Genomic DNA, 17,441 nt, shown 5'->3' with positions numbered 1-17,441 from the left:
CCGGTGGAATCCGGCCGTTTCATCAAAATGACCGGCACCGCGCTGTTGGCCATAGCGGTGCTGCTGTTCGGCTTCGCGGCCTTCGCCGCCGAATTGCCGGCGCTGACCGGACGGGTCGTCGACAATGCCGGCATCATCGATGCCGCGACCGAGGTGGCGCTGACGCAGAAGCTTGCCGATTTCGAGACCAAGGGGTCCGACCAGATCGTCGTCGCGACCATTCCCAGCCTCGACGGCGAGGAGATCGAGCCTTACGCCAACCGGTTGTTTCGCGCCTGGAAACTCGGCCAGGCGAAGGAGAACAACGGCGTCCTGCTTCTGGTGGCGCCGAACGACCGCAAGATGCGCATCGAGGTCGGCTATGGGCTTGAAGGCACGCTGACCGACCTGCACACCAAGTTGATCATCGAAAACGACATGGTGCCGGCCTTCCGTGCCGGCGATTTCTCAGGCGGCATCAGCAAGGCCGTCGACGACATGATCATGGTGCTGGAAGGCAATCCCGAAGAGCTGGAGGCGCGCGGCAAGCGCAATCCGGCGAATGACAATCCTGTCGATCCCATCTTCATGCTGTTCATCATCCTGTGGGCGACGATGTTCTTCGGCGGCTTGGCAATGGCGTTCCTGCCGCCGATCTTGGGCACGAAACTGTCGCCGGGCGTGTACAAGTGGCTGGGCATGACGTTCCGCTACGGCCGCGGGCCAGGTTCGTCACCCTCCGGTGGCGGTGCCTGGACGTCGGGGACCTCGTCCGGCAGTGGCTGGTCGTCGGGAAGTTCAGGCAGTGGTTGGTCGTCAGGAAGTTCCGGCGGCGGGTTTTCCGGCGGCGGCGGTTCGTCCGGCGGCGGCGGTTCTTCAGGAAGCTGGTGAGACATCAATCATGGCAACACGACCGATCAGCCCCGAGGATCATGAGCGCATCGCCGATGCGATCCGCGCTGCCGAATCAAAGACCGACGGCGAGATCTACTGCGTCGTGGCGCATGCAAGCGACGGCTATTTCTTCCCGGCCGCCTTCATGGCGATGCTCGGCATGCTCGTCGTCAGCCTCGCCGTCGGTTACGGGCTGGAAGCCTGGTGGCTGTCGATCCGCTTGCCGCATTTCGTCATAGCCGAGCTTCTGGCGCTTGCCAGTGTGCTCATCCTGTTGTGGGCATTGCCCGCATTGCGCATCCATTTGGTGCCGAGGCGGCTGCGCTACCAGGCCGCCCACGCCAATGCGATGAAGCAGTTCCTCGCCCGCAACGTCCACCGCACCGCGGCGCGCACCGGCGTGCTGGTGTTCGTCTCGATCGCCGAGCGCTATGCTGAAGTGGTCGCCGACAGCGGCATCGATTCTCGTGTCGGCCAGCATGTCTGGGACGGTGTCGTCCGCGACCTTACGGCGCATGCCGGCGACGATCGGCTTGCCGACGGCTTCGTCAGGGCGGTCGAAGCGGTCGGTGCGGTACTGGCCGAGCATTTTCCGGTGTCGACCGGCGACAGCAACGAACTGGACGACCATCTGGTCGAGATTTGATCTCGCTAAAGGCGGTTTTGCAGCGTCTCAAGGACCCACCGTTCGGCTGTGCGAAAGCATCGCAGTGGCTGACCGGACTCTTGCAATCGGGCGCCGCGGGTTTATGGTTAACCAATCATGAATACGCTGAGCATCGACATCAGGAAAGCCGAGCCGCGCGATGCAGCCGCCATTGCCGACGTGCATCTCGAGGCCTGGCGCGGCGCCTATTCGGGCATCATCCCACACCGCACTCTGACATCGATGATCAACCGCCGCGGTGCCGACTGGTGGGCGAATGCCATTCGCCGCGCCGCCACCGTCCTGGTCGTCGAAATCGGCGGCAAAATTGCCGGCTACGCGACGATCGGCAAGAACCGTGCCCGCGAACTCAGGCAGCAGGGCGAGATCTACGAGCTTTACCTGCGGCCGGAATATCAAGGCATCGGGCTCGGCAGCCGGCTGTTCTCGGCGGCACGGGCACGGCTGGCCGACCATGGCTTGAAGGGCATGGTGGTGTGGGCGCTGGAAGACAATCAGAACGCACTTGCCTTCTATGCCGGCGCCGGCGGTCGCGATGTGGCCGAGGGCGTCGAGATATTCGAGCAGAAGGCGCTGAAGAAGGTCGCTTTCGTCTGGGAATGACGGCCAGCGCATGATCCGACCGGTTTCGGTTCGGACGATCCCCCAGTACCATTCGCCGCATTGCACCATTCGCCGTCGCCCGCTATCGATCTTCAATCGAGAGAGGGATAAAGCGATGCGTATCGAAGCGATTGCCAGCGGAAAGAACCCGCCCGAGGACGTCAACGTCATTATCGAGGTGCCGATCGGCGGTGAGCCGATCAAGTACGAGATGGACAAGGAGGCCGGCACGCTGTTCGTCGACCGCTTCCTGCACACGTCGATGCGCTATCCCGGCAATTACGGTTTCGTACCGCACACGCTGTCGGGCGACGGCGACCCGATCGACGTGCTGGTCTGCAACACACGCGCGCTGGTGCCGGGCTGCGTCATCAATGTGCGGCCGATCGGCGTGCTGGTGATGGAGGACAATGCCGGCCAGGACGAGAAGGTCATCGCGGTGCCTTCGCCCAAGCTGACCTTGCGCTATGAGGACGTTCACGAATACACGCAATTGCCCGACATTACCCGCCAGCAAGTGCAGCATTTTTTCGAGCACTACAAGGATCTCGAACCCGGCAAATGGGTCAAGATCGAGGGCTGGTACGATGCCGCCTATGCCAAGAAGATGATCGTCGAGGCAATCGAGCGGGCCAAGCGTAAGTAATTAACGGGCGCAAATAATCAGTTATCGACGCGGCCGAAAGCGGGCGCATCGCCGATCACTACGCGCTTGTCCTTGCCGCAGGCGAAGGTGCGTGCCTTCTCGTCGGCAAGCTTGCGCGCCTGATCGTTGGCGGCGGGATTGCCGGTGGCGAGCACGAGAGCGATCGTGCAGCCTTCGTGGGCGCCAGGCTGGGCAACCTTGGCGACGATCAGCACTTCCGTCGACTTGTTCTCGCCCTCGCTATCGCTGATCGAGCGACGATGGATGACTGCGAAAGGAACGGCCATATCGCCCTTGGTTTCGATACGCCACTCGACTTTGGGTCCAGCCGAGTTGAGGCCGGAAAAGCTTTCCCAGACCGTGGTCATGTCGCCAGGTGGAAACCCGTAGAACAGAGATTCCCGCGCGTCGTCGTAGGAAACCATCACCGGGTAGCCGCCATAGCCCGAACAGGCGAGGTCGGCCCAGTCGCCGTCGCCTTCCTCCGCCTGGGCATAAGTCACGCAGTCCTTCTCCCAGACGAGATCGGTATAGACGCTGGATATGTCGCCAGCCCGGGCCGCCTGGCAGAAACCGGCGAGGACAAGCAGGATCAAAAGAGCGCGCATGGCGGACAACTCCGTTCGGGCTGCCGCAGCGTACCGTCAAATTCAGCGGTAGCCTAGACGAAGTCAGGCTGCTCACAGTGGTCTGGTAAACGGAACGCTATCTCTTCAAGCTTGCCTCGATCAGAAGATCGGCGTTGCGGGCCACCGACTGCGCCGGTCCGCCGGCACCGAACAGCTGGCCGCTGATATAGGCGCCCTCGATCAGGAGCAGCAGCCCGTCACCCAGCGTGTCGGCGTCGCCGGCGCCCATCGCCGCCGCCATGGCACGCAGGCGCCGGCGCAATTCCTGCTTGTTGGCCTCGCTCACGACGCGGGCCGGATGGCCGTGTTCGGGATATTCGACCGCGGCATTGGTCATGCCGCAGCCGCGATAGTCGGGCCTTTGCGTGCGCTTGCCGACACGCGTCAGGAAGGCGACGATCTGCGCGCGCGGATCGCCGGGATGGGCATTCACCGCCTCGTCGAAGCGCTCCCAGAATTCGAGGTCATAGTGCCGAAGATAGGATGCGGCCAACTCATCCTTGGACGGAAAGCTGCGGTAGAGGCTTGGCTTGGTGACGCCGGCACGCCGTACGATCTCGTCGACGCCGATCGCCCTGATGCCTTGCCGGTAGAACAGGTCGCGCGCCACCTGGAGAATCCGTTCGGCGGCGCGAGGCAGCGGTGCGCCATTCTCCTTGATCGTTGGTTCAATGCTTTTCATATCTGGTTTGCCGATTGCCTGGTTGACAATGTTACCGGTCGGTACGTATGTTCCGCACACCTGAAACGTACCGGTCAGTAACATGATAGCTCAATCCCGCCCGTTTGGCCAGCGCTACGCTTTCGTCGTGGTCGCCGTCATCTTCCTCTGCCTGCTGATCGCCGCGGGCCTGCGTTCGGCACCGGCAGTCATGATGCTGCCGCTGGAGAATAGTTTCGGCTGGCGGCGCGACGTCGTCTCGCTGGCCGCGGCCACCGGCATCTTCCTCTATGGCCTGACCGGGCCGTTTGCCGCGGCGCTGATGGAGCGGATCGGGCTGCGCCGCACCTTGCTTGCCGCGCTCCTGTTGATGTCGGGATCGACTGCGCTCAGCCTACTAATGACCAAGCCGTGGCATCTGCTCCTCACCTGGGGCGTGTTTTCCGGCATCAGCTCGGGCGCCGTCGCCACCGTGCTCGGCGCGACCATCGTCAACCGCTGGTTCAAGACCAATCGCGGCCTGGTGATGGGACTGATGTCGGCGTCCAGCGCCACCGGGCTGCTGGTCTTCCTGCCGCTGCTCGCCTCGCTCGCCCAGTCGGGTGGCTGGAAGCCGGTCGCCATTGCCATTGCCGTGGCCACCGCCGCCTTGGTGCCGCTGGTTTACATGCTGGTGCCGGAGCGTCCGGCCGCGATTGGCATGGTGCGTTACGGTGCCGAGGCCGACGACGTGCCGCCGTCGCCGCCGGCCGCGCAAGGCAATTTCCTCGCGCATACGCTGAGCACGTTGCGCCGCGCCGCCGGTACGCGTGTGTTCTGGTACCTGTTCGCCACCTTCTTCGTTTGCGGCTTCACCACCAACGGGTTGGTCGGCACGCACCTGATCGCCTTTTGCGGCGATATGGGCATCGGCGAAGTGCAGGCCGCGGGCCTGCTCTCGATGATGGGTATCTTCGATCTTATTGGCACGACGCTGTCGGGCTGGCTCACCGACCGTTTCGACCCGCGCAAGCTGCTCGGCATCTATTACGGCATTCGCGGCCTGTCGCTGATCTATCTGCCCTATTCCGGCTTCTCGGCGACCAGCCTGATCATCTTCGCCGTATTTTACGGACTGGACTGGATCGCCACAGTGCCGCCGACGCTGCGGCTTTCCAACGAGGCGTTCGGCGACCGCAGCGGGCCGATCGTCTTCGGCTGGATCGTCGCCGGCCATCAAGTCGGCGCAGCGACAGCGGCCTTTTTCGGTGGCACTATGCGTGAGTTGCAGGGCAATTACGAGCTTGCCTTCCTGATCGCCGGCATGACGGCAATAGCCGCCGCCTGCATCTCGCTGCTGATCAACACCAGCCGCCCGGCGTTCGATCCTGAACCGCAGGCGGCATAGCTTCTCGTTGCAGGAGAGATGCCGTCGGCCAAATTGCCGATCTCCCCCCTCGCGGGGGAGATGCCCGGCAGGGCAGAGGGGGCGCGAAGGTTCGCCAGCCTCCGACTTTACGCAATATTCTGCCCAAACTCCGCTGCTCCGTCTGATTTCTTTCTGATTTGTACGTCGGCGGGACAGCGCCCCCCTCTGGCCTGCCGGCCATCTTCCCCGCAAGGGACCCGCAAGGGGGGAGATCAGCAGCTTCGCCGCCGAGCGGTCCAGCCTTCCAGCCTGTTGATGTCAGAAAACCTTCATCGTTTCGAAATGTGCCTGAAACATTGAAGCTGGAGCTTGGCGGCGACGTTCAACGCCATCCAGGAGACAGCCATGAACAAGATTTCAATGACGCGGCGCGCTTTCGTCACGTCGGCCAGCGCCGTTGGCCTGGTCGGCGCGTCGGGCCTTGCGCTTCCCTATTATTCGCGCGCCAATCAGCGCCCGGCCTTCACCCATGGCATCCAGTCCGGCGACGTCGACGCGACCAGCGGCATGGTCTGGACGCGCACGGACCGGCCGTCGCGCGTCATGTTCGAAGTGTCGTCGACGGAAAGTTTCGCCAATGCCGTCCGCCTGGCGCCGCTCGATACCTCGCCGGCCAGCGACTATACGGTGAAGCGGCTGCTCACCGATCTCGCCTCCGACCAGGATATTTTCTACCGCATGGTCGCGGCCGATCTTGCCGACATCAACGCCGTTTCCGAGCCGATCGTCGGCCGCTTCCGCACGGCACCTGCCTCGAAGCGTGACATCCGCTTTGCCTGGTCGGGCGACACCGCCGGCCAAGGCTGGGGCATCGACGAGACCGGCATGAAGACCTACGCCACGATCGCCAAGCACACGCCCGACTTCTTCCTGCATTCGGGCGATACGATTTATGCCGATGGTGCGATGAAGGACGAAGTCGACCTGCCCAATGGCGGCAAGTGGAAAAACACAGTGCTGATCGACGAAAAGCGCAAGGTTGCCGAGACGCTGGACGAATACCGGGCGCAGTGGAAATACAACATGATGGACAAGAACGTTCTTGCGCTCAGTGCCATCTGCCCGACTTTCTATCAGTGGGACGACCATGAGGTGCTTAACAACTGGTCGGACTCGAAGGACCTGAGCGCCGACGACCGCTACACAGAAAAATCAATCCATGTGCTGGCAGCACGTGCGGCGCGCGCCTTCCACGAGATGACGACGATCCGCTACGAACCGTCGGAGCCGGGCCGCGTCTACCGCAAAATCGCTTATGGTCCGCTGCTCGACGTGTTCTTCCTCGACATGCGTTCCTACCGCGGCCCCAACGGTCCGGATATGCAGGAGACGATGACGCCTGAATCGCGCATCCTCGGCGAACAGCAGATCAAGTGGTTGAAGCGTGAGCTGGCAAATTCCAACGCGACGTGGAAAATCATCGCCGCCGATATGCCGCTCGGCCTCGTGGTCTGGAATGACGGTACCAAGAAGGTCGGGGCCGAGGCAGTCAGCAATGGCGACAATGGCCCGGCCAAGGGGCGCGAGCTGGAAATTGCCGACCTTCTTCGCTATATAAAGAACGCGGGCATCAGCAATACCGTTTGGCTCACCGCAGACGTGCATTACACGGCCGCGCATTACTACAATCCGGACAAGGCGCAGTTCCAGGACTTCAATCCGTTCTGGGAATTCGTTTCGGGTCCGATCCATTCAGGCACGTTCGGACCGAATGGTTTCGACATGACCTTCGGCCCGGAGCTGAAGTTCATCAAGGCACCGACTGCCGAGCAGGGTCAGAACCTGCCGCCGTCGGCCGGCCTGCAGTTCTTCGGACTTGTCGATATCGATGGCGCTACAGAGCAGCTGACGGTGCGGCTGATGGATCGCGACGACAGCGAACTCTACAAGGTCACGCTCGATCCGGTGCGGTCGGCGTGAGCGACTGCACCATTATCCTCGGGCCAGCCCGAGGGTAGGACGTGTATCAATCGGGATAGCAGACGACGGGAATGTTGGGCCAGACGGCGCCGTCGCATCCGGCATTTTGCTGCCTTTGCTTGAAGGCGGCGCTGACTGGCCCGGTCACCACCGGGTCGACGCCATCGGGAGCATCGGCAAAAAGCTGCTCCGCCGACCGCTTGTCGGACGGCAGGGCAGTCCGCGTCTCCTTGAACGACGCGGCCGACTGCGCCGCGCCTGCCGCGAGGAGGACGGCGAGTGCGCTACATGCCAAAATCGGCCGGAGTCTGCTGCCTGCGTCGATCATGAAATTCGAACTGCCCGGACCATGAAAGGTTCCGCCTTGGTTAATAATTCCACTTCACACCAAGACATTTAAGATTTGGTGACTTTATTTGGTGACTCGCCTCCTCTTTCGCAATTGCGAAAAACCCTGTATGAGCCGCCCAACCGAAAGAGGCAGCGCCTTTTGGCCTGCTGCCTGCAACGCTCCCGAGACCAAAACATGAAAATCCGCAATATCGCGATCATCGCGCACGTCGACCATGGAAAAACCACCCTCGTCGACCAGCTCCTGAAACAGTCCGGCTCGTTCCGCGACAACCAGCGCGTCGCCGAGCGCGCCATGGATTCGAACGATCTCGAAAAGGAACGCGGCATCACCATCCTGGCCAAGGCGACCTCGGTCGACTGGAAGGGCACCCGCATCAACATCGTCGACACGCCCGGCCACGCCGACTTCGGCGGTGAGGTCGAGCGCATCCTGTCGATGGTGGATTCGGCCATCGTGCTGGTCGACGCCGCCGAGGGGCCGATGCCGCAGACCAAATTCGTCGTCGGCAAGGCGCTCAAGGTCGGACTGAAGCCGATCGTCGTCATCAACAAGATCGACCGGCCGGATGCTCGCCACGTCGAGGTGGTCAACGAGGTGTTCGACCTGTTTGCCGCGCTTGACGCGACCGACGAGCAGCTCGACTTCCCGATCCTTTACGGTTCGGGCCGTGACGGCTGGGTCTCCGAAAACCCCGAAGGTCCGAAGGACCAGGCTCTGGCGCCGCTGTTCGACCTCGTCATCAAGCACGTGCCGGCGCCGACCGTTCATCCTGGCCCGTTCCGCATGATCGGCACCATTCTGGAAGCCAATCCGTTCCTCGGCCGCATCATCACCGGCCGTATCGAATCCGGCACGCTGAAATCCAACCAGGCGGTCAAGGTGCTGCACCATGACGGCACCCAGGTCGAAACCGGCCGCATCTCGAAGATCCTTGCTTTTCGCGGGCTCGAGCGCCAGCCGATCGACGAAGCGCAGGCAGGCGACATCGTCGCCATCGCCGGCTTGTCGAAAGGCACCGTCGCCGACACGTTCTGCGACCTGTCGGTGACCGAGCCGCTGCACGCGCAGCCTATCGATCCGCCGACGGTGACGATGTCATTCCTGGTCAACGATTCACCGCTGGCGGGCACCGAAGGCGACAAGGTGACCAGCCGCGTCATCCGGGACCGCCTGCTGCGCGAGGCCGAAGGCAATGTCGCGCTGAAGATCGAGGAATCGCCGGACAAGGATTCGTTCTTCGTCTCCGGACGCGGCGAATTGCAGCTGGCCGTGCTGATCGAGACGATGCGCCGCGAAGGTTTTGAGATCGCCGTGTCGCGGCCGCGCGTCGTCATGCAGAAGGGCGAGAACGGCGAATTGCTGGAGCCGGTCGAGGAAGTCGTCATCGACGTTGACGAGGAGCATGCCGGCGTCGTCGTGCAAAAAATGTCGGAGCGCAAGGCCGAGATGGTCGAGCTGCGCCCTTCGGGCGGCAATCGCCAGCGCATCGTCTTCCACGCGCCGACGCGCGGCCTGATCGGCTACCAGTCGGAACTGCTGACCGACACGCGCGGCACCGCCGTGATGAACCGGCTGTTCCATGCCTACGAGCCTTACAAGGGTGAGCTGCCGGGCCGCACCAACGGCGTGCTGATCTCCAACGAACAGGGTGAATCGGTGGCTTATGCCATGTGGAACCTGGAAGACCGCGGCCCGATGGTCATCGACCCAGGCGTCAAGGTCTATCAGGGCATGATCATCGGTATCCATTCCAGGGACAACGACCTCGAAGTCAATGTGCTCAAGGGCAAGAAGCTGACCAATATCCGCGCCGCCGGCAAGGACGAGGCGGTAAAACTGACGCCGCCGATCCGCATGACGCTGGAACGCGCGCTGGCCTGGATCCAGGACGACGAGCTGGTCGAGGTGACGCCGAAGACCATCCGCCTGCGCAAGCTCTATCTCGACCCGAACGAGCGCAAGCGTTTCGAGAAGTCGGCGAAAGTGGTCGGCGCGGCGTAAGCCACTTTTCTCAGCCACTATGAGGGAGGGAGCACGTGCGTGCTTCCTCCCTTTATCTTACCCGCCGGCAGCCGCGATAATGCCGTCCCGGTCTGGATCGCTAGACAGGTCGATGCGGATCGCCGTTCCCGCCCGGGCCGGCCTGCGCAAGGCTTTGGCCCCATCCGGACCAACCACCAGCAATCGCTTCTCTTCCCAAACCTGAAGCCGCGATCGCGAGACACCGAGTTCGTTGGCGAGCAACCGGTCGAGCCGCAGCGCTGTCGGCATTTCGAGCTCGAGCTGGAGTTCGAGGGCGGCGGTGTTTTCCGGCCTGTCCCCGAGCACCTGCTTATGAACGGCGGCTTCAGGAAACTCCTCGACGCGCCCGATCCTGCTTCGCAGTGCGGCAATATCGAAAGCATGGCGCCGCGCCAGGACCGGATCGTTGCGTTCGAGCGCCTGCAATATTGCCGGTTCGATATCGCGGCGACTGCATCGCTCCAGAATGCCGAAATTCCAGGAATTGTCGCAATCGATGCAGCGGTAGATCAACCAGGCATCAATGCGTTTGCCATTGGCATTGACCCGGAATTTGCCGCTGCAGCGATAGGCTTTCAGACCGCCGCAGCGATTGCAGTTGAGGTGAGGTCGCGGTGCGGTCTTGGGCGCGATCGTCCAGCGGATACGCAGTATCGAAGGCATGCCGAAAAGCCCTTCCCGTCGGGAAGTTCGTCAGATCGGCGATGTCGAGATGCCCCTGCGGGCACGGCGTGGCGAGAGACTGCGGCAGTTGGAAATCAGGTGTCGCGGGTTATGCGCGACAGCGGTTCAGCAGTGCCAAACCGGTCTCGAACCGCCACCCTGAAGAACAGATGATGTGAAAACAGGCACCGCGACTGCGACGCCCTGCTCTGTGTCGGGGGAGTTGGCGAGACCGGCGGTTACGTAGGCAAAGTGAAGCTCGGAAAGGATTTCGAGACGACACTTCTAGCCGCGAGGTGCCTGGCCGACAAGCCTTCTTTCGGTGGACGCTACCGTCGCTGGAACAGTTGGGTTATGTTGAAGCGTCCAAAAATTTCTAACGAGATCCGCGTCATGCATTTCACGTCGCTTCTGATTTTTGCCGGCGCCCTGCTTGTTGCCGCCGGCTCGCCGGGCCCGTCGATTGCCGCACTTGTGGCGCGGGTCATCGCAAAAGGGTTTCGCGACGTGTTTCCGTTCCTGCTTGCCATGTGGATCGGCGAAGCGATCTGGCTATCACTGGCGGTGTTTGGCCTCGCCGTGGTGGCGCAGACGTTCCACTTCGCCTTTGTCGTCGTGAAATGGGTTGGCGTCGTCTATCTCGCCTGGCTTGCCTGGAAGATGTGGACCGCACCGGTCGAGGCAAAAGAAGGTTCGCTGCCGCGCGAAGATTCGCCCGTCAGACTGTTCTTTGCCGGCATGGCGGTAACGCTCGGCAACCCCAAGATCATGATGTTCTATCTGGCGCTGCTGCCGACCATCATCGATCTCGGTTCAGTCAGCGTGATCGGCTGGGTCGAGCTGACGGCGACCATGGCCGTGGTGCTGGTCGCCATCGATTTGACCTGGGTGCTCGCCGCATCGCAGGCGCGCAAGCTCTTGAGGAGCAAACGGGCGATGAAGATCGCCAACCGCGTCAGCGCCGGCACCATGGCCGGCGCTGCGGCGGCGATCGCGGCGCGGTCCTGAGCCGGGGCGTCAACCCATTTCGATTATCGGCGCAATCTCGACGCTGAAACCCGGGTCCGTCAGGATAGGACAATCCTTGGCTTTGCCGACGGCATCGTCGATGTCTTTCGCTTCGATGATGGTGTAACCGGCGGTTGGATTGCTGCCGCCATTGTTCTCGACCTTGCCGCCGGGCAGCAGGGTCTTCGACATGCCGACTGGATTGCCACCGTCGACCACGGCTGAGCCAAGCTTGCCGTACCAGCCGTTCCAGGCATCCATCGCTGCCTTCCGTTCGGCCTCCTCGGTCGGCATCTTGCCCGAGCCGTGATAGACGTAGAGAAATTTCGCCATGTTCTCCTCCTTTGATCGGCGGCATCGAACCGGCATGCGGTCATGCCGCATGCCGATCATCGGACCAAACCGGCAAACAAGCAACGAGAATGCGATGTAGCTAATATATACGACCGCGGTGCCCTATCGCGCCATCGCGTGATATTCATCGTTCGGCCGCATATCGATCGCCGATGCCAGCCGGTTCGACATGTTGAAGAACGCGGCAGTCGAGGCGATATCCCAGATGTCGCGGTCGGAAAAGCCCACTTGCCGCAGCGCCGCCCGGTCGGCTGCGACGATCTTTGCCGGCTGCTCGGTCAGCTTCACCGCGAATTCGAGCATGGCGCGCTGCCTGTCTGACAGCTCGGCGGCGCGAAAATTCATCACCATCATCTCGCCGAAGGCCGGGTCGCCGGAAAGCTGGCGCACCGCCGCGCCATGTGCAACCAGGCAATAATAGCAATGGTTGACCGATGAGACGACCACCGCGATCATCTCTCGCTCCAGCTTCGACAGGCCGGATTCACCCAGCATCAAATCATTGTACATGTCGGTGAAAGCGCGCAGCTTCTTCTCGTCGAAGGCGTAGGCGAGCAGCACATTGGGAACGAGGCCGAGCTTCTCCCGGCATTTGGCGAAATAGGCGTTGGTCGCTTCGCTCAGCTCCGCCGGTGCGAGGTCAAGCGCGGTGATTTTGTCTGTCATAGGGGATTTCTCCTCGTTTTCCGCCAGGCTGCCGGTGAATTCCGACATTTCGTCGCAAGCCGTCAAACCTTTGTCGCCAAATACCCGTCATCTGCTACGATAGTTGTAAAAACATGACGGGAGGGAATTAGCTCATGGCCGGCCTGAAATCCGCAAGCCAGTTGAAAAAGATGAGTCCGGCCAAGGGCAGCGAAAAGCCCGGCAGGCTTGCCGACTACTTGCTGGCCCGAGCTCCGGCCGAAGATGTCGCCGCCTACGACGTCATCGATCTCGAACGCGCTGCCGAACTCGCCGGCCGCGCTGTCGCCCGGCACAAGAAGGACGACTGCGTCGTTGCCATAGACGTCGATTCCGGTGTCGTCCGCCAAGGCCGGCCGATGACGGTGATCACCGTCGTCAACGACAACATGCCGTTCCTGTTCGATTCCGTCCTCGGTGAGATTACAGAGAGCGCCGGCGAGCCGCTGCTGGTTACCCACCCGGTCATCGTGGTCAGGCACGGCAAGAACGGCGTCGAGGAAATCCTCGGCGATGGCGGTTATGCCAAGGGCGAGCACAGCCATGACCGGCTGAGCGTCATCCATGTCCATATCGGCCGCCTTTCGGCCGAGCAGGCCGAAGGCCTTTCCGCACGCCTGACGAAGCTGCTCGGTCAGGTGCGCGCCGCCGTCATCGACTGGAAGCCGATGCTTGCCCGCCTCGACCAAGCGATCTCGGAATTCCGCTACTCGCCGGTGCCGCTCGACAAGGCCCATGTCACCGAGGCGATCGCCTTCCTCGAATGGCTGCGCGACGACAATTTCACCTTTCTAGGCATGCGTGAATTCAAATACACCGGCGGCGAGAAGAGCGGCATGCTCGAGCGTGCCGAAAAGCCCGGCCTCGGCATCCTTTCCGATCCCGACGTGCTGGTGCTCAGGCGTGGCACCGAAGCGGTGAGCACGACGCCGGAAATCCGCGCCTTCCTGCATGGGCCGGAACCGCTGATCGTCACCAAGGCCAACGCCAAGTCATCGGTGCACCGCCGCATCTACCTCGACTACATCGGCGTCAAGACCTACACCGGCAAAGGCGTGCTTTCAGGCGAGCTGCGCATCGTCGGACTGTTCACCTCGACTGCTTATACGCGCTCGGTGATGAAAATCCCCTATCTGCGCTCGAAGGCCGAAACCGTCATTGCCAAATCCGGCTTCAATCCCGGCGACCACTCCGGCAAAGCATTGATCAACGTGCTGGAGAGCTATCCGCGCGACGAGTTGTTCCAGGTTCCGGTGCCGATCCTGCGCAAGCATGCCGAAGCCATACTGGGCTTGATCGAGCGGCCGCGCGTCAGGGCATTGGTGCGTGTCGACCAGTTCGACCGCTTCGTCTCTGTACTCGTCTTCGTGCCGCGCGACCGTTACGACAGCGTCGTGCGCGAGAAGATCGGCACCTATCTGAAGACCGTCTTCGAAGGCCGGCTGTCGGCCTATTATCCGGCCTTCCCGGAAGGCGGGCTGGCGCGCGTCCACTTCATCATCGGCCGCTCCGGCGGCAAGACGCCGAAGGTCGAGCAGGCGACGATCGAGGCGGCGATTCGCGACATCGTACGGACCTGGGACGATGCACTGCGCGAGACCGCGACCGAGACCGGGGCCGACGCGAAGCTAACGGCCATCGCCTCGCGCTTTTCGGAAAGTTATCGCGACAGTTTCCCGCCGGCCGTGGCGCTGGCCGATGCCGGGCGCATCGCCAGGCTCGATGCGTCAAATCCGATCGCCATCGACTATTACCGTCACGCCGACCAGAAGCCGCATCAGGCGGCGCTGAAAATCTATCACCATGGCAGCCCGGTGGCGCTGTCGCGGCGCGTGCCCGTGCTGGAAAACATCGGTTTCCGCGTCATCAGCGAGCGTACTTTCGAGGTCGGCGACAATCAATCCGGCATGGTCTTCATCCACGACATGGAACTTGAGAACAGCTACGGCAGGCCGATCGACCTCGGCATTGGCGGCGCGCTGTTCGAGGACGCGTTCCTTTCCGTCTGGCGCGGCAATGTCGACAATGACGGCTATAACGGCCTCGCCCAGACCGCAGGCCTGTGGTCGGGCGAGATCACGGTCCTGCGCGCCTATGGCCGCTATCTGCAGCAGGCCGGTATCCCGCAGAGCCAGGATTTCATCGCCGCCGCACTCAACCGCTATCCCGAGATCGCCCGCGGACTGCATGCGCTGTTCGTCGCCCGCCTCGGCCCGACGGATGAGACGGAAGGCGTCGTTCAGGCCAAACATCTGAAGGCCAAGATCACGGATGCGCTGGAAGACGTTCCCAACATCGACGACGACACCATCATCCGACGTTATCTGAACCTGATCGAAGCCTCGCTGCGCACCAATCATTTCGTTGCCGATACGAAAGAGAAGGGCCAATCACTGGCGATCAAGCTCGATTCGCAATCGGTCGACGGGCTGCCGGCGCCGCGGCCATGGCGCGAGATCTTCGTCTATGGCTCCGAGGTCGAGGGCGTGCATCTGCGCTTCGGCCCGGTCGCGCGCGGCGGCCTGCGCTGGTCGGACCGTGCGCAGGACTATCGCACCGAGGTGCTTGGCCTGGTCAAGGCACAGCAGGTCAAGAATGCGGTGATCGTGCCGGTTGGCGCCAAGGGCGGCTTCTACCCGAAAAAGCTGCCGATGAGCGCCGGGCGCGACGCCATTTTCGAGGCCGGCACGGCCGCCTACAAGAATTACGTTTCCAGCCTGTTGTCGATCACCGACAATATCGGCCTGGACGGCGTCATCCCGCCAGCCGGCGTGGTGCGGCGCGATCAGGATGATCCGTACTTCGTCGTCGCCGCGGACAAGGGAACGGCGACCTTCTCGGACACCGCCAACGCCATAAGCGAAAGGCACGGCTTCTGGCTCGACGACGCTTTCGCCAGCGGCGGTTCGGCCGGATACGACCACAAGAAGATGGGCATCACCGCGAAGGGCGCCTGGGAAGCAGTCAAGCGGCATTTCCGCGAGATGAACCGCGACATCCAAACCACGCCGTTCACTGTCGTCGGCGTCGGCGACATGTCGGGCGACGTGTTCGGCAACGGCATGCTGCTGTCGGAGCAGACCCGGCTGATAGCCGCCTTTGATCATCGCGACATCTTCATCGATCCCGATCCCGACATGGCGGCTTCGATGGCCGAGCGCCGGCGTATGTTCGCTCTCGCCCGTTCAAGCTGGCAGGATTACGACAAGACGAAGCTGTCGGAGGGCGGCATCATCGTCTCGCGCAGCCAGAAGTCGATCACCTTGCCGGCGCCCGCGGCTGCGGCGATCGGCCTCGGCAAGACAACGGCCACGCCAGTCGAGATCATGAGTGCCATTCTCAAGGCGCCGGCAGACCTTTTGTGGTTTGGCGGCATCGGCACCTATGTCAGGGCATCGGGCGAGACCAACCAGGACGTCGGCGACCGTGCCAATGACGCGATCCGCATCACCGCGCTCGACCTGCGTGCCAAGGTCATCGGTGAGGGGGCCAATCTCGGCGTCACGCAGCGGGCGCGCATCGAATTCGGATTGAATGGCGGCCGCTGCAACTCAGATGCGATCGACAATTCGGGCGGCGTGAATTGCTCCGACGTCGAGGTCAACATCAAGATCGCGCTGGCTTCCGCCATGCGCAAGGGATCGCTGACCCGGCCGGCGCGCAACAAATTGCTGGCCGAGATGACCGATGAGGTCAGCGCCCTGGTGCTGTCCAACAATTACCAGCAGACGCTGGCGCTGTCCCTTGCCCGTAAGCGCGGGCTCGCCGACATCGCCCATCAGAGCCGCTTCATGGCGGCGCTGGAGGCGCGCGGACTGCTCGACCGTGCCGTCGAGGCGCTGCCGTCGCCGGCGGCCTTTGCCGAGCGCGAGACGCGCGGTGAGCCGCTGACCCGGGCCGAGCTCGGCGTGCTGCTCGCCTATGCCAAGATCGTGCTGTTTTCCGATATCGTCGCCAGCGACGTGCCGGACGATCCGCATTTCGACCGTGATCTGATGGGCTATTTCCCCGATCGCATGGCGAAGAAATATGCGGGAGAAATCCACGGCCATCGGCTGCGCCGCGAGATCATCGCCCGTGTCGTCGCCAATGATCTGGTCAATCGCGGCGGCCCGTCCTTCGTCAACAGGCTGCAGGAAGCGACTGGCCGCAGTGCCGCCGATGTCGTGCGCACCTTCGCCGTGGTGCGGGATGGCTTTGCGCTGCCGGCGCTCTACCGGCAGATCGACGCGCTCGACAACCAGATCGACGGACAGATCCAGCTCGACCTCTATCAGGCGGTCAGCCGGCTGATCTATGTGACCAGCGGCTGGTACCTGAAGAACGATGCCGGCACCGCGCCGCTCGGGCAGCGGATCACCGAATTGCAGGATGCGCGCAAGGCGTTGGAGCCGAAGCTCGTGTCGCTGCTGCCGGCCTTCTCTCGCGAGCGGATCGAGGAGCGGCGGCACGGCCTGTCGAAGGGCGGCGCGCCGGAGAGTCTTGCCGAACAGCTGGCGCTGACCGACGTGGCGGAACTCATCCCCGACATCGCGCTGACGGCGCGGACGGCGAGTGCCGGCATCGTCGCTGCCGCCAAGGCGTTCTTTGCAGTCAGCGATGTCTTCCGCATCCCGCGCGTCGAGGACGCGGCGCGCTCGATCACGCCCTCGGATTATTACGATCAGCTGGCCCTTTCCCGCGCCACCGACACGATTGGGGCGGCCAGGCGCGGCATCGCCGTGGCGGCACTCACCGGCCATGCCGAGGCGGCGGATCCGGTGACTGGATGGTTGGAGTCCGGCGGCGAACGGGTCGGACGCATCCGCGAGCGGCTGCAGGCGCTGACCGAGGGCGGCGACATCACCGTGTCCCGGCTGTCGGTGGCGTCCGGCCTGATGAGTGATCTGACGGCGCTGTGAGAAGTCTTCCACATCGCGCGGGATTGCCGGGAAGAACTGCGCTATAG

The 17,441-nt window shown here is 62.8% G+C and carries 15 protein-coding genes; 9 read left to right on the top strand and 6 right to left on the bottom strand.

All coding sequences use genetic code 11. The features are described from left to right. Nucleotides 1-27 precede the first annotated feature (27 nt). The 4 genes from NKH91_RS07970 to ppa all read left to right on the top strand — a co-directional run bounded on the left by NKH91_RS07970 (nt 28) and on the right by ppa (nt 2,789). Nucleotides 28-870 (top strand): TPM domain-containing protein, encoded by an 843-nt coding sequence (locus tag NKH91_RS07970; protein ID WP_352845502.1) that lies wholly within the window; start codon nt 28-30, stop codon nt 868-870. A 10-nt stretch (nt 871-880) separates the two neighbouring features. Further along, nucleotides 881-1,519: a TPM domain-containing protein gene (locus NKH91_RS07965; RefSeq protein WP_352494107.1), complete on the top strand. Its 639-nt coding sequence runs from the start codon at nt 881-883 to the stop codon at nt 1,517-1,519. A gap of 117 nt (nt 1,520-1,636) precedes the next feature. Next, nucleotides 1,637-2,143, top strand: coding sequence for a GNAT family N-acetyltransferase (locus NKH91_RS07960; RefSeq protein WP_023678138.1), 507 nt, complete (start codon nt 1,637-1,639; stop codon nt 2,141-2,143). A 115-nt stretch (nt 2,144-2,258) separates the two neighbouring features. Further along, nucleotides 2,259-2,789, top strand: coding sequence for an inorganic diphosphatase (ppa, locus tag NKH91_RS07955; protein ID WP_023721304.1), 531 nt, complete (start codon nt 2,259-2,261; stop codon nt 2,787-2,789). Between the two features lie 17 nt (nt 2,790-2,806). Here ppa and NKH91_RS07950 read toward each other — a convergent pair whose 3' ends face one another. Then, nucleotides 2,807-3,397 (bottom strand): hypothetical protein, encoded by a 591-nt coding sequence (locus NKH91_RS07950; RefSeq protein ID WP_352845280.1) that lies wholly within the window; start codon nt 3,395-3,397, stop codon nt 2,807-2,809. Between the two features lie 97 nt (nt 3,398-3,494). Further along, nucleotides 3,495-4,100, bottom strand: coding sequence for a TetR/AcrR family transcriptional regulator (locus tag NKH91_RS07945; RefSeq protein ID WP_352845279.1), 606 nt, complete (start codon nt 4,098-4,100; stop codon nt 3,495-3,497). Between the two features lie 82 nt (nt 4,101-4,182). Here NKH91_RS07945 and NKH91_RS07940 point away from each other — a divergent pair, with 82 nt between their 5' ends. Together NKH91_RS07940 and NKH91_RS07935 are read left to right on the top strand one after the other, a co-directional pair. Next, nucleotides 4,183-5,466: an MFS transporter gene (locus tag NKH91_RS07940; RefSeq protein WP_352494109.1), complete on the top strand. Its 1,284-nt coding sequence runs from the start codon at nt 4,183-4,185 to the stop codon at nt 5,464-5,466. A 366-nt stretch (nt 5,467-5,832) separates the two neighbouring features. Beyond that, complete coding sequence (locus tag NKH91_RS07935; protein ID WP_352787997.1) at nt 5,833-7,407, top strand: alkaline phosphatase D family protein; 1,575 nt, start codon at nt 5,833-5,835, stop codon at nt 7,405-7,407. 46 nt (nt 7,408-7,453) lie between these two features. Here NKH91_RS07935 and NKH91_RS07930 read toward each other — a convergent pair whose 3' ends face one another. Next, nucleotides 7,454-7,735, bottom strand: coding sequence for a hypothetical protein (locus NKH91_RS07930; protein ID WP_352480975.1), 282 nt, complete (start codon nt 7,733-7,735; stop codon nt 7,454-7,456). A gap of 198 nt (nt 7,736-7,933) precedes the next feature. On the opposite strand from NKH91_RS07930, the gene typA reads away from it, so the two are divergent. Next, nucleotides 7,934-9,763, top strand: a complete 1,830-nt coding sequence (gene typA / locus NKH91_RS07925) for a translational GTPase TypA (protein ID WP_023719738.1) — start codon at nt 7,934-7,936, stop codon at nt 9,761-9,763. Between the two features lie 57 nt (nt 9,764-9,820). Here the strand turns inward: typA and NKH91_RS07920 are convergent, their stop codons facing one another. Further along, entirely contained in the window at nt 9,821-10,447 is a 627-nt protein-coding gene (locus NKH91_RS07920; RefSeq protein WP_352480974.1) for a DUF1062 domain-containing protein, read from the bottom strand. Between the two features lie 393 nt (nt 10,448-10,840). Between NKH91_RS07920 and NKH91_RS07915 the strand changes: the two genes are divergently transcribed. Then, nucleotides 10,841-11,455: a LysE family translocator gene (locus tag NKH91_RS07915; RefSeq protein WP_352480973.1), complete on the top strand. Its 615-nt coding sequence runs from the start codon at nt 10,841-10,843 to the stop codon at nt 11,453-11,455. Nucleotides 11,456-11,464: 9 nt separating this feature from the next. On the opposite strand, the gene NKH91_RS07910 is transcribed toward NKH91_RS07915, so the two are convergent. Together NKH91_RS07910 and NKH91_RS07905 are read right to left on the bottom strand one after the other, a co-directional pair. Continuing rightward, nucleotides 11,465-11,788: a YciI family protein gene (locus NKH91_RS07910; RefSeq protein ID WP_023678126.1), complete on the bottom strand. Its 324-nt coding sequence runs from the start codon at nt 11,786-11,788 to the stop codon at nt 11,465-11,467. A gap of 123 nt (nt 11,789-11,911) precedes the next feature. Continuing rightward, a complete protein-coding gene (locus tag NKH91_RS07905; RefSeq protein WP_023719735.1) occupies nt 11,912-12,475 on the bottom strand; it encodes a peroxidase-related enzyme in 564 nt (187 codons plus the stop codon). Nucleotides 12,476-12,609: 134 nt separating this feature from the next. Between NKH91_RS07905 and NKH91_RS07900 the strand changes: the two genes are divergently transcribed. Continuing rightward, nucleotides 12,610-17,394, top strand: a complete 4,785-nt coding sequence (locus NKH91_RS07900; protein WP_352883967.1) for an NAD-glutamate dehydrogenase — start codon at nt 12,610-12,612, stop codon at nt 17,392-17,394. Nucleotides 17,395-17,441 lie beyond the last annotated feature (47 nt).

This window comes from Mesorhizobium sp. M0894 (genome assembly GCF_040319725.1).
Classification (GTDB): Bacteria; Pseudomonadota; Alphaproteobacteria; order Rhizobiales; family Rhizobiaceae; genus Mesorhizobium.
This window is presented reverse-complemented; position numbering and strand designations above follow the sequence as displayed.